This window comes from Haloarchaeobius pelagicus (assembly GCF_051207375.1).
In the GTDB taxonomy this organism is placed as follows: domain Archaea; phylum Halobacteriota; class Halobacteria; order Halobacteriales; family Natrialbaceae; genus Haloarchaeobius.
Genome location: NZ_JBPJZD010000001.1, coordinates 1738364 through 1751263, shown reverse-complemented (window position 1 = coordinate 1751263; position 12900 = coordinate 1738364). Strand labels below are relative to the sequence as shown.

The window sequence follows — 12900 nt, the reverse complement described above, 5'->3', positions numbered from 1 at the left end:
CGAGACACGAGGAGATAGTCGCTTTGCTCAACTCGCTAACTGGAAGGTATGAAATAAAGGTACCGGCCGTCGTCCGAGAGGATTAACCCCCTCGCCTGACTAGTGCTGCCGATGACAGCGGACGCAGCCGCGTTCACGGTCCTCGGTGACGCGGTCCGGGGGGCGCTCTCCGAGCGGGGATTCAAGACCCCGACCGAGACGCAGGCGCGGGCAATCCCGGCCATCGCCGAGGGCAGACACACCCTCGTGGTCGCACCCACCGGGACGGGCAAGACCGAGACGGCGATGTTGCCCGTGTTCGACGCGCTCGTCCGCGAGGAGCGCTTCGGCATCGGCGCGCTGTACGTGACCCCGCTGCGGGCGCTGAATCGCGACATGCGCGAGCGGCTGGACTGGTGGGGCGAGGAGTTAGGGCTCGATATCGACGTGCGTCATGGCGACACCACCGACTACCAGCGCAGCAAGCAGGCGAACGACCCGCCGGACGTGCTGGTGACGACGCCCGAGACGGTACAGGCGATGCTGACGGGCTCGAAACTCCGGGTGGCGCTGGAGGACGTCGAGCACATCGTTATCGACGAGGTGCACGAACTCGCCGCCTCGAAGCGCGGCGCGCAGTTGACCATCGCGATGGAGCGCCTGCGCGAACTCGCGGGGGACTTCCAGCGCATCGGGCTCTCCGCGACGGTGGGTGACCCCCAAGAGGTCGGCGCGTTCCTCACGGGCGGGGAGGACTGTGCCATCCGGCAGGTCGACGTCGGGAGCAACCTCGACCTGCGTGTGCTGAACCCCGAGGTGACCGACGAGGACGGGACCCTCGCCAGCGAGTTGATGACGGACGCCTCCGTCGCGAGTCACGTCCGCACCATCCGGGACATCGTCGCGGCGAACGAGTCCACCCTCATCTTCGTGAACACCCGCCAGACCGCCGAGGCACTGGGTTCCCGGTTCAAGGAACTCGACCTGCCCATCGGCGTCCACCACGGGTCCCTGTCGAAGGCGGCCCGCATCGAGGTCGAGGACGCGTTCAAGGCGGGCGACATCGACGCCCTGCTGTGTACCTCCTCGATGGAACTCGGTATCGACGTGGGTCGTATCGACCACGTCGTCCAGTACCAGAGCCCGCGGCAGGTCGCACGACTGCTCCAGCGCGTCGGGAGAGCGGGTCACCGCCGGGACGAGGTCTCGGCCGGGACCATCGTCACGACTCGCGCCGACGATACCTTCGAGGCGATGGCCATCACCCGGCAGGCCAGGGAAGGCGAGGTCGAACCGGCCGGCATCCACGAGGGGAGCCTGGACGTGGTCGCGAACCAGATTCCCGGGCTGGCGATGGACTTCGGCGAGATATCTGGCCGGAAGGCGTACGACCTCGTCACCCGCGCCTACCCGTTTAGAAACCTGTCCGAGGAGGACTTCCGGAACGTGGTCCGGGAACTCCACGGGAATCGTGTGGTCTGGCTCGACGAGGCCGAAGACACCATCGAGAAGACCGGCGGCACCTGGCAGTACGTCTACGCGAACCTCTCGATGATACCCGACGAGGAGACGTACGAGGTGTACGACATGGCCGCCGGCCAGCAGGTCGGGACGCTGGACGAGCGCTTCGTCACCACCTTCGCCGACCCGGGCGAGGTGTTCATCCAGCGCGGCGAGATGTGGCGCATCGTCGAGGTCGACGACGAGAAATCGAAGGTGAAGGTGTCGCCCATCGAGGACCCCGCGGGCGAAGTCCCGACGTGGATCGGCCAGGAGATTCCAGTGCCGGAATCCGTGGCCAGGGAGGTCGGCGAGATGCGGGCCGTGGCGGAACCGCAGTTCCAGCGCGGTGCGCCCCGGACCGCGGTCGCACGGGAGTTCTGTTCCCGATATCCGACCGACGAGAGGACAGCGAGTTCTGCGCTGGAACAGTTCGAGCGCCAGGTCGAGGCCGAGGCTCCGATGCCGTCGGCGGACCGCATCGTCGTGGAGGGTCGCGCGAACACCTTCGTCGTGAACGCGCCGTTCGGCCACACGGTGAACGCGACGCTGGGACGCCTGCTCTCTGCGCTGTTGGGCCAGCGAACCGGCTCGACTGTCGGGCTGGATTCGGACCCCTATCGGATAGAGCTGGAGGTTCCCTCGGGCGTCTCCCTCGGCGAGGTCGAGGAGGTTCTGAAAACGACCGACCCCGACCACGTCGAACCGCTCATCGAGCTCAGCCTGAAGAACTCGGACTCGCTCAAGTTCCGGCTGTCACAGGTCGCCGCGAAGTTCGGCGCGCTCAAACGCTGGGAGGGCTCGGGCATCTCCGGCGACCGACTCCTGGCGGCCCTGCAGGACACGCCGATATACGACGAAGCAGTCAGAGAGGTGTTCCACGAGGATTTAGCGGTCGATGCCACCAGTTCGGTCCTTCGGGCGATCCAGGACGGCGACATCGAGGTGGCCCTGCACGGCGACCTGAGCCCAATCGGGACCGATGGTCACTCCGCTGGCAAGGAGTTGCTCGCGCCCGAGAACGCCGACGCAAGCGTCATCGAGACGGTCAAGGAGCGCATCCAGAACGACCGCGTCATCCTGTTCTGCCTCCACTGCCAGGAGTACGAACGGAAGAAGAAGGTCAGCCGGGTCCGCGACCAGCCCGAATGCCCCAAATGCGGCTCGACCCAGATAGCGGCCCTGAACCCGTGGGCCGACGAGGTCGTGACGGCGGTCCGTGCGACCGAGAAGGACGAGGAACAGGAGAAACAGACCCAGCGCGCCTACCAGGCGGCGAGTCTCGTCCAGAGTCACGGGAAACAGGCCGTCATCGCGCTCGCGGCCCGGGGCGTCGGCCCGCACAACGCGGCCCGAATCATCAACAAGCTCCGTGAGGACGAGCTGGACTTCTACCGGGATATTCTCTCACAGGAGCGGCAGTACGCCCGGACGCAGAGCTTCTGGTAGCGCAGTCGGTCACGTAAAATCGAGGTCGATGCCCCGTCGAATGGGGAGTTGGGGAGTTCGAGTCGACGGGGCGGGGGAGTATGCAGACTCAGAACGCCCGGTCACAGGTCGGACAGTAGAAATCCGATGCTGGCCCCGAGAGGGGAGTCGATTGGGTGTTCATCGTGCCACAGTAGGGGCAGTTGGGGGAGTACTGCATACCAGTAGTATCACCGTTCCATGAGATAACCGTACGCTCTAATCTGTATGTGTCGCCCCGGTGGAGACTCTTACCAATTAGAGGAATCGCGCCCCGAAACGCACAAAGCCATCGCCATCGGCTACTGAAACGACACCAATGCGCTTCGTTCCACAGGGCCGTCGGTTCGCTGCCGTGCCGTTCGCGCTCGCCCCCGTCGCCAGCGTCGTGGGAACGCCCATCGCTGGCCTCATCTGCGTGCTGCTCGGGGCGGCGACGTTACACTTCTTCCGTGACCCACCGCGTTCTCCACCCGCCTCTGGCGTGGTCTCCCCGGCCGACGGGCGCGTCTCGGTCGTCCGCGAGGAAGACGACGGCCGACTCCGGGTCGGCGTGTTCATGAACGTCACCGACGTGCACGTGAACCGGGCACCCGTCGCCGGCACCGTCGAGTCGGTCGAACACTCACCGGGGCTGCACCGTCCGGCGTTCTCGAAGGATTCGGACCGGAACGAGAAGGTCCACATCCGTCTGGACACCGACGACGGCCCGACCGAGGTCACCCTCATCGCGGGGGCGTTCGCCCGCCGCATCCACCCCTGGGTCGACGGTGGGGAGCACCTGGAGCGCGGGGAACGCCTCGGGCACATCGCGTTCGGAAGCCGGGCGGACGTGCTGTTCCCGCCCGAGGTGGAAGCTGACGACCTGCAGGTCGCGAAAGGCGACACCGTCCGGGCCGGCGAGACCGTGCTCGTCGACCGGTGACACAAGGTTTACCCTCGCGGCCGTGAAGCGTTTTCTGTGAACTGGGAGGCGGTCCGCCGACGGTTGCCGACGCCCAGCGACGCCAGTGACGACCGCACGGAGTCGGCGGGCGACGCGGCCGCGGACGACGATACCGACCCGTCTCCGGCTCTCTCCCGCCGCCGTCTGCTGGCTGGGGTGGGCGGCCTCGGAGCCCTCGGCGCGGGCAAGGCCGTCGACAACATCTTCCTGGGGTACGGCATCCTCATGGGCACCAACCTGCTGACGCAGGACACCGCCCGTCTCGCGGGTGAGCGCCTCGGGCCGACTCCGTTCGAGACCACGGTCGCCGACCACATCCTCGCCGTCGACCGCGGCCAGGTGCACGTCGGTGGCGCTGACGCCAGTGCAGACCCGGAACCCGTCATCTCGCTCGCGGGGTCACCCACCGACGCCGCCGAGGTCGATGACGAGTACGGGCTCCCCGGAGTCACGACGGAACTCGTCCGGGACGACCCGCCGCTGGCAGCGGCGCTCGGCGACGTGAACGCGACCGAGGTCGACGGCCTGCGGTTCGAGTTCCACCAGTACGAGGCGTTCTTCGAGCGGGTGCAGGAGGCGGATTCGCGCCCCTTCAGTGTGATGCGGCTCCGTGGCGACCGGTACCGCCCCATCGGGACCGAGACGATTCGCGCCTTCACCGATGCCGACCCGTCCGACCCGAAGGCCGTCATCGAGGGACTCGTCGGTGGCTTCCGCGAGTACTCCGGCTACGATCTCCCGCGGTACGCAGCCGGCTCGCTGGAGGACAACGTCCTCATGGGCCACGGGGACCTCCGCGACCACTTCGAGTCGCCGACCACCTACGACGCCCTGCTCTCGGGCCGCAACACCGGCCTGTTCTGCTACGAGTTCGTCCACCGGTCCATCGAGGCCCTGCACGCGGTCCCCGCCCACGAGCAGACCGCGCCCGTGTTCGCCGGGGTCGTCACCGACGAGCGCCACAAGCACGCCTACACCGCGGTCGGGAGCGTCATCCGGGAGGACGGCGAGCTGGTGGTTCCGGTGACGTTCGTCGACTACACGCACTCGACGCTGTACGACGACCTGCTGGCCACCGGCGTGCTCGGGCGTGGCCTGCGGGCCTACGACGACCGGCACCGGGCGAGCGACATCTACTGGAACGCCTACGCCCGGGTCTGAGAACCTATCAGCGCGATTTTCCGGAAATCCATCGGCTTTTTGGTGGGGCCCTCCCGATAGTTGGCCGTGTACATCGGGCACGGGCTGCTCGCATTCGCGCTCGGCGGCGCACTCGGGATGCGACTCGACACGAGTCGGTCACGAGCCCTGGCGCTGGCGTTCGTCGCGGGTGCCTTCGGGATGGTCCCGGACGTGGACCTCGCCTACACCGTCTACGTCGTGCTCAAGGCCGGCCCCCAGAACGTCTTCCCGACGACCGAGTTCGTCTGGGCTGAAGCCGGCTCGTGGGCCGTGCATCGCAAGCTGACCCACTCGCTCGTCGTCGGCGTCCTCGGCGTGGGCGTCGTCGCCTCCCTGGCGGCCGCGCTCCGTGACGACTGGCATCCGGGAGTGGCCTTCGGCGGCCTCGGCGCGACGCTCGCGGCGCTGTTCGCCATCGTCCTCTCCTCGCACGAACTCATCGGGCTGATGACGCTCTCGCTGTACGTACTCGCCGCGGCCGGGCTCACCTTCGCGGCCGTCCGGCGTGGGCTCCCGACCCGACTGGTCGCCGCGGCGGCCGCCATCGGCCTGCTCTCGCACCCCTTCGGCGACGTGTTCATGGGCAGTCCGCCGGCGTTCCTCTACCCGCTCGCCGCGGTCGGCCCCACGGAGAAACTCGCCCTCTCGCCGGACCCGACGGTCAACCTCGTCACACTGTTCGCACTGGAGGTCGGGCTCGCGTGGGCGGCCATCTGGACGGCCATGCAGCTCACTGAGCGTCGGCTCCGGAGCTACGTCACTGCTCGCGCGGTCCTCGGGGCCAGCTTCGCGATGGCGGCACTCGTCATCCAGCCGCCGACGCTCGACATCGCCTACCACTTCGCGCTGGGGACCATCGGGCTCGGGGTCGCGGTCGGCGCGATGCCGTCGCTCGTCGTCGCGCGGGGCTACGACCGCGAGACGGTGCTGCAGGGCCTCGGGACGAGTCTCGCGACGGTGACGTTCGCCATCACGGGTTACCTTCTCGCGTACGTCGCGCTGACGCCGTAATCGGCGGGTAGCTCAGACCGGTTCGCGTCGCTCCTCGACCACAGTCAGCTCCCGGTCCAGCAGGAGCACGAGTCGCTCGTCGTCCAGTGTGAACGAGAGTTCGACCCGGAGCGGGTCCTCCTGCTCGATGCTCGCCGTTTTCACCGCCAGCCAGTCGTAGTCCCACAGGGGCCGCTCCCGGACGTCGATATCGTGGTCGTGGAGGAAGGAGACGATGGCTGGATGGGCAAGCAGCCCCGCGCCGAGGTCACTGTGCGTCCGTTTCCCACAGCGTCCGCACTCGTTGCGGACCGCGACCGCCCAGTCGTCACTGTCGACCAGCCACTCGGGTGCGTCGGGGTCCGTCCTGGCGAGGACCTGCCGCGAGAGCGGCCCGTCACAGGTCGCACAGAAGCCGAACTCGCTGATGTGGATGTGGCGTTTGAGCCAGCGGTCGACGACCGCCGGTGCCTCCCCGCGCGACCGCCCGTCCATCACGCCTGCCGGGACCTCGATGTTGGTGAACTGCTCACCACAGTCGGGGCAGTCGATACGGATGCGGTCGACCTCGAAGGCGAGTTGCATCGGCTCGCCACAGAACAGGCACTCGCCGTCGACCGGGACCGGCTCCGCGTCCATGGTCTTCGTCAGGCCACCGGAGAGCACCCCGCCGACGACCCGTGTCCCGGCTGGCGTCAACTGGTAGCGCCCATCGCCGTCTTCGACCTTCCGGACGAACCGGTCGGTCAGCTTGCCGAGGTGGTAGTTGAACTGGCCGGTGTCGCGCGTCCCGACGCGCTCGCGGAGCCGGGCGAAGGGGAGGGGTTCGTCGGCCTCGTTGAGGGCTTCGAGGATGCGAAATCGCGTCTCGTGGGAGACCAGTGCAAACGCTTCGTCAGGGGGCAGTTGGTCGACGACGACGTCGCTCATGCGCGAGGTGTTCACCGGCAGAACCCAAGGGATTTCGGGTGCTGTCAGACGACCTACAGTCGCTTCTTCGCGGCCTCGAAGTGGCGTGCCTCGATGATGAGTTCGTCCGTCTTCGCGTTCGCTTCTTCGGGCGAGAGCCCGTCGGCGAGTTCGCGGATGGCACGCATCGAGGCGTCTCTGACGAGCGCCTCCACGTCGGCGCCGGTGTAGCCCGCCGTCTCGCTGGCGAGTTCGTCGAGGTCCACGTCCTCCCCGAGGGGCTTGCCCTCGGTCTTGACCTCGAGTATCTTCCGGCGACCCGCCTCGTCCGGTTCGGGCACCTCGATGTGGGTGTCGAGACGGCCGGGACGGAGCAGGGCGCGGTCGATGAACTCGCGGCGGTTCGTCGCCGCCAGGACGACGAGGTTCGGGTTCTCCGCGAGCCCGTCGAGTTCGGTCAGGAGCTGGGAGACGACGCGCTCGGTCACCTCGTTGCTGTCCTCGTCGCGCTCGCCCGCGATGGCGTCGAGTTCGTCGAGGAAGATGATGGAGGGGGCGGACTGGCGGGCGCGCTCGAACACCTTTCTGACGGCTTTCTCGGACTCCCCGACGTAGCGGTCGAGCAGTTCGGGGCCGTCGACCCGGATGAAGTTCACGCCAGATTCCCCGGCGAGAGCCCGCGCGAGCAGCGTCTTCCCGGTACCGGGCGGCCCGTAGAGGAGGACGCCGGAGGGCGGGCTGGTGTTCGCCGCCTCGAACAGCGGCCCGTAGCTCAGCGGCCACTCGATAGCCTCGCGAAGCGTCTGCTTCGCGTCGTCGAGGCCACCCACGTCGGAGAAGTCGACGTTGGGCTGCTCGGCGATGTACTCCCGCATCGCGGAGGGTTCGACCGACGCGAGTGCCGCCTCGAAGTCGCTTCTGGAGACCGACGGGTTCTGGTTCCACGCCGCGCGTTCTTCGTCCTCGGCGGGGCGGTTACGGATGGCGACCATCGCCGCCTCGCTCACCACGCTGTCGAGGTCGGCCCCGACGAACCCGTGGGTTCGGCTGGCGATCTTGTCGAGGTTCACGTCGTCCGCGAGTGGCATCCCGCGGGTGTGGACGTCGAGGATCTCCCGGCGGCCTCCCTCGTCGGGGACGCCGATCTCGATCTCGCGGTCGAACCGCCCGCCACGGCGGAGTGCCGGGTCCAGCGAGTCCACGCGGTTGGTCGCGCCGATGACGACCACGTCGCCGCGGGATTCGAGGCCGTCCATCAGCGAGAGCAGCTGGGCGACGACGCGGTTCTCCACGTCGCTCTCGTCGTCGCGCTTGCCCGCGATGGAGTCTATCTCGTCGAAGAAGACGATGGCGGGGGATTCCTTGCGGGCGCGCTCGAACGTCTCGCGTATCTTCTCCTCGGATTCGCCCTTGTACTTCGACATCACCTCCGGGCCGGAGATGTTGATGAACGAGGCGTTGACCTCGTTCGCGACCGCTTTCGCGATGAGCGTCTTCCCGGTGCCCGGCGGGCCGTAGAGGAGAACCCCGCGGGGCGGGTCGATGTTGAGCTTCTGGAACAGCTCGGGTTCGGAGAGCGGGAGTTCGACCATCTCCCGGACGAGCTCCAGTTCGTTGTCGAGGCCGCCGATGTCCTCGTAGCTGACGCCGCTCGGTTTCTCCGGCGGGGGCGACTGCGGCCCTGAGCCGGAACCGGAGCTCCCCGTCTGCTGGCCGTCGGTGCCTGCTGGGGCCCGGGTCGCTGGGTCGTAGGACTCGCCCTCGACGACGATCTCGGTGTCGCTCGTGATGCGGACGGGGGAGTCAGGGGTGGTCGAGACGATACGGAACGGGGTGGAGGAGATGCGTTCGAGCCTGATGCGCTCGTTGACGCTGACGGGGCGGCCGTCGAGGTCTCTGGTGATGGCGCGCTGGATGATACCAGTCGGGACGCGCTTGAGCGTCTCCGGTGGGGCGAGGTGGATGACCTCGGCGTCTTCGACCTCGCGGGCGGAGACGGTGACGCTCTCGCCGACCTTCGCGCCGGCGTTCGCCCGTGTATCGGCGTCGATCTGGACCACGCCATCCGGAACGTCCGGGCCGGCAGGCCAGACCTTCGCGACGCTCCGACGCGACCCCTCGATGACGACGGTGTCGCCGCTCAGCACCCCGAGAGCCTTGCGGGCCGATTCGGGGATGCGTGCGACGCCGCGACCGGCGTCGCGCTTCTCGGCGGCTCGAACCGTCATGACCAGGTCGGTCCCTGCCTGGGAACTCATACCCGATTATTTTCATCGAGCTGACTTGAGAATTGCCCTCTGGCGCTGGGTCGACGGTCGGGGCTGCCTCGAAACTCCGGGTGAGATTCAAAGGGACTGGGCGGGTATCACTCGCACATGGTCGCGAAACGAGAGCGCGACGGGGAGACGTGGTACGAGTGCGAGGACTGCGGCCTCATGTTCGACGACCGGACCGACGCGAAAGCGCACGAATCGGCCTGCACGGGGGAGGAACCGGCGTACCTGCAGTAGCGGGCGGAATCGGAGTCGTCTCGCCGTCACGGTCACGGCTCACGTACTCGGGGTAACTCCGAGCAGCCGGACGTGGCGAGACAAAGGTACGGCTATCTCATCAGTCTACCAAAGAGTATTTCCGCTTTACTACACGCAGTTACGTATGATTAATCGGGAGAATTTTACAGATAGGGGTCGGTACGGCCCTTCAGTACTGTTAATTGCCGGACTATTCGGTGTTGCTCTGTATCTTCGAACCAATATGGAAGCAGTCGTTCCGATTGCTGAATCGCTCACATTCGCGTTTCAATTGATGCTCGCGGGGACTGTGATCGCCATCTTACGAAACGAAGCCGGAGTCTCTACGTTCGGCGTATTCGGGCCAGTCATACTCGCGTTCGCCTGGTTAGAGGTGGGGGCAGGGTGGGGGTTCCTCCTTCTCGCATACGTATTTATCGTCACTGCGACCGCTCGTTCGGCGTTGAGCGGATTAGATATCGGCACGCCACATCGCGTCGCCTCACTACTGGTTATCGCGAGCGTTGCAGTGTTCGTCCTGCAGACGGTCGGGCAGCTACAGAGCATCCCGCCGTTTCACACCGTGCTTCTGTTCCCAATCATCCTCAGCACCTGGTATGCCGAACGGTTTATCGGGAGCGTCGCTGAGACCGGGTGGGCACCGGCAACCCGACGGCTCTCGTTCACCTTGCTGGCGATCGTCGTCGCGTTTCTCGTCGCGGGATACGATCCGCTCGTTCAGGCCGTTGTTCGAACGCCAGAAGCGTGGGCCGGACTGGTCGCAGTGAACGTCTTCCTTGGTGCCGGGACGGATATTCGAGTAGGCGAGTACGTCCGGTTTCGCGTCCTCAGAGACACCCTCGCTGAAAAGCGTGGAGACGTCCTCACGATGCGCGTCCGGAATCGAGATTTTATCAGCCGGTACAATCCCGGTGCGCTCATGGACTCCTACGACAAGGCACGCATGAAGCAATTCCTCCATGGGCTCGACATTCCGACACCGGAGACGTTCCTCATCGTGGATGGGCCGTCGACGGTAGCGGACCTGCGGGACCTGCTCGAAGAACAATCTCACTTCGTCATCAAACCGATCGACGGGAGCGGTGGGAAGAACGTGCTGGTCGTTCGAGGACGGAACGAAACCGACGGCCGATTCGTCACGAACCGTGGCTCGTTGACGGCGGACGAGATCGTTTCGCATGCACGGGCCATCTGTAACGGAGGCACGGCGGACTATGGCGCAAAAAGTAAGGCGCTCGTCGAAGCGCTCGTCACGCCTGAAGGGCTGTTAGGTGACCGTGTGAACAGTGGGGTCCCCGATCTGCGAGTAATCACACTCCACGGCTATCCGGTAATGGCGATGGTTCGACTTCCGACCGAAGAGTCGAAGGGAACAGCGAATATCCACACCGGCGCAGTTGCTGTCGCCGTTCACATCGCATCCGGTGAGGCCTCCGGCGGGTACCAGCAGACGCGGGATACGTTCGTCACCGAGCATCCGGATACGGGGGCATCACTCTCGTTTTCGATCCCCGAGTGGGAACGCGTCCTCACGACCGCTTCGCGGGCAGCGATCGCATCTGGCTTCGGGTACACCGGCGTGGACATCGTCTTCGATGCCGCCAACGGCCCGATGGTTCTGGAAGTGAACCGTCGGCCTGGTCTCGGTATCCAGAACGCGAACATGGCTGGACTGGTCGGCCGCCTCCGGTTCGTCGAGGCACAGGGCGAGATATCCCAGTTCACCAGTGCAAGTGAGCGGGTACGGAATGCGATTACCTGGTCGAAGAACGGGTGGGAGTCGGGGGCGGTCTCGGCACCACCGCTTGCCCAGCCCCCGATGGAGGTGCAGCAATGAGAGTCACTCGCTGGCAGGGCCGCATGATCGAAGCAGTGGTGACGGTGGTGCTCCTGTTCGTTCCCCTCGTGCTGGCACTGTACCCGCACTTCGCGCGGAATGGCTTCCCTGGACCCTTCACTCGGACGGACGCTATCTTGCTCTTTTTCGTTGCAGTACCGGTCCTGTTTACGGGACTGGCGACGTACCGTGTCGCGCAGTATTACGGTGTGGTCGGTGGCGAGGAAGACCGACTGTAACCGAACAACACCGCCACACTCTCACTGTGCTTTTCACACCCCGTCGAGACGGGAGTCTGTCCGGGAGTACCCCACGCCACAGTGCGGAAAAACAGGAACGCGACTGACGAGTGGCTCAGAGACGGTCGCGGTGCGTCACCGCCAGCTCGGCCGCCTGTTCGCGGGTCTGGGCGACTTCCCAGCGGACCTTGGCCGCATCGCGGTACGAGAGTGCAGACTTCAGTTCGTCGCGCAGGACGCCGTGGCCGACCTCGACCACGGTCCCGTCCTCGTCGCCGAGTTCGTACATCCCGAGACGGTCCGGAACCGTTCCAAGAACCGACCGGTCGAAGTCGTGCCAGCGCTTGGCCAGTGGCATCAGACGATCTCGTAGGAGTGCTCGCTGATCTCGTCCTCGGCGAAGACGAAGACACGCCCGCGGGCTTCCTCGGGGTCGGCCTCGACGGTCACGCGGACGCCGCCGCGCTTGACGACCACGCCAGGGAACAGCTCCTCTTCCTCGCCGGTGTCCAGCAGGAGGCGGCCGACGCCGGTCGATTCGAGGATGTCGTCGTCGGTCTTGCGGTCGTTGACGTAGACGAGCACTCCTTCGGTCTCGGTCGGGTCCGTGACGAGCACCTGGACGTGCTTCCCCGGCGGGCACTCGACGCTCCCCTCCTTCTTGTCGGGGACGCCGTAGTAGAACACCGACCGGCCGTCCGTGTACTCGACCGACACGCCACCGTCCTGTAACTCGACGCCCAGGGTGCTGGGCGCGATGTTGCTGCGGTGCTGGGACATGGGCAGGGGTTGGGTGTCGGGTGGGAAAAGCGCGCCGAAGAAAGCTTATGCCGAAAGTTTCCAACCTCCGACATGATGTCCCGCCCTGTCCTCCTCCTCGGGCTCGCGGTCTGTCTCGTGTCCACCGGTTGTCTGGGTCCTGCACTCGGGTCCGACACGACGACGGGACCAACGGGCGAACCGACTACCGTGACGACTTCGCAGGCAACCACGACACCTGGTGAGGCGAACAGCGATGGCGAGACCACGACGCCCTGCATGTGCGTCGAGGACCCGCTGAAACTCTCGAATCGCTACGATGGAACGGTCACGGTCGTGGCCACGAATCCCGACGGTGGCAGCGGCTTCGAAGAACGACTCACCGAGGTCGGGACGTACGGGTTCGACGACCGATTCGAACCCACGGCCGACTATCGCGTCGAGATTCGTGTCGACGGTGAGGTCGCATGGACGAAGACTGTCGAGGACTACGAGTACTACCATCTTCGTGTGAACAGCAGTGGCGGCGTCGAGGTCGTCTCCTCCCACGTCGTCTGACCG

General features: G+C 66.1%; 12 protein-coding genes. 8 read left to right on the top strand and 4 right to left on the bottom strand.

The features are described 5' to 3' along the window. Positions 1-111: 111 nt before the first annotated feature. The 4 genes from ACSC1S_RS09275 to ACSC1S_RS09260 all read left to right on the top strand — a co-directional run bounded on the left by ACSC1S_RS09275 (position 112) and on the right by ACSC1S_RS09260 (position 6085). Positions 112-2928 (top strand): DEAD/DEAH box helicase, encoded by a 2817-nt coding sequence (locus ACSC1S_RS09275; RefSeq protein WP_435364060.1) that lies wholly within the window; start codon positions 112-114, stop codon positions 2926-2928. Between the two features lie 337 nt (positions 2929-3265). Next, positions 3266-3871: a protein sorting system archaetidylserine decarboxylase gene (locus ACSC1S_RS09270; RefSeq protein ID WP_435364059.1), complete on the top strand. Its 606-nt coding sequence runs from the start codon at positions 3266-3268 to the stop codon at positions 3869-3871. Between the two features lie 36 nt (positions 3872-3907). Then, complete coding sequence (locus ACSC1S_RS09265; protein WP_435364058.1) at positions 3908-5053, top strand: hypothetical protein; 1146 nt, start codon at positions 3908-3910, stop codon at positions 5051-5053. Positions 5054-5119: 66 nt separating this feature from the next. Then, a complete protein-coding gene (locus ACSC1S_RS09260; RefSeq protein ID WP_435364057.1) occupies positions 5120-6085 on the top strand; it encodes a metal-dependent hydrolase in 966 nt (321 codons plus the stop codon). Between the two features lie 12 nt (positions 6086-6097). Here the strand turns inward: ACSC1S_RS09260 and ACSC1S_RS09255 are convergent, their stop codons facing one another. Together ACSC1S_RS09255 and ACSC1S_RS09250 are read right to left on the bottom strand one after the other, a co-directional pair. After that, positions 6098-6994, bottom strand: a complete 897-nt coding sequence (locus tag ACSC1S_RS09255) for a winged helix-turn-helix domain-containing protein (protein ID WP_435364056.1) — start codon at positions 6992-6994, stop codon at positions 6098-6100. Positions 6995-7047: 53 nt separating this feature from the next. Then, on the bottom strand, positions 7048-9231 hold the full coding sequence (locus tag ACSC1S_RS09250; protein WP_435364055.1) for an AAA family ATPase: 2184 nt from the start codon (positions 9229-9231) through the stop codon (positions 7048-7050). Between the two features lie 117 nt (positions 9232-9348). Here ACSC1S_RS09250 and ACSC1S_RS09245 point away from each other — a divergent pair, with 117 nt between their 5' ends. The 3 genes from ACSC1S_RS09245 (at position 9349) to ACSC1S_RS09235 (ending at position 11580) form a co-directional block, all read left to right on the top strand. Further along, on the top strand, positions 9349-9483 hold the full coding sequence (locus ACSC1S_RS09245; protein ID WP_435364054.1) for a DUF7128 family protein: 135 nt from the start codon (positions 9349-9351) through the stop codon (positions 9481-9483). Between the two features lie 244 nt (positions 9484-9727). Further along, a complete protein-coding gene (locus tag ACSC1S_RS09240; protein WP_435364053.1) occupies positions 9728-11341 on the top strand; it encodes a sugar-transfer associated ATP-grasp domain-containing protein in 1614 nt (537 codons plus the stop codon). After that, on the top strand, positions 11338-11580 hold the full coding sequence (locus ACSC1S_RS09235; protein WP_435364052.1) for a hypothetical protein: 243 nt from the start codon (positions 11338-11340) through the stop codon (positions 11578-11580). Before ACSC1S_RS09240 ends, ACSC1S_RS09235 begins: the two co-directional genes overlap by 4 nt. 115 nt (positions 11581-11695) lie before the next feature. Here ACSC1S_RS09235 and ACSC1S_RS09230 read toward each other — a convergent pair whose 3' ends face one another. Both ACSC1S_RS09230 and ACSC1S_RS09225 read right to left on the bottom strand, forming a co-directional pair. Then, positions 11696-11938, bottom strand: a complete 243-nt coding sequence (locus ACSC1S_RS09230; RefSeq protein WP_435364051.1) for a DUF7508 domain-containing protein — start codon at positions 11936-11938, stop codon at positions 11696-11698. Further along, positions 11938-12360 carry a DUF5796 family protein gene (locus ACSC1S_RS09225; RefSeq protein ID WP_435318574.1) on the bottom strand — a complete coding sequence of 141 codons (423 nt, stop codon included), beginning with the start codon at positions 12358-12360 and terminating at the stop codon, positions 11938-11940. The genes ACSC1S_RS09230 and ACSC1S_RS09225 overlap by 1 nt, the downstream gene beginning before the upstream one ends. 75 nt (positions 12361-12435) lie before the next feature. On the opposite strand from ACSC1S_RS09225, the gene ACSC1S_RS09220 reads away from it, so the two are divergent. Beyond that, positions 12436-12897 carry a hypothetical protein gene (locus tag ACSC1S_RS09220; RefSeq protein WP_435364050.1) on the top strand — a complete coding sequence of 154 codons (462 nt, stop codon included), beginning with the start codon at positions 12436-12438 and terminating at the stop codon, positions 12895-12897. The last annotated feature ends 3 nt before the right edge of the window (positions 12898-12900 follow it).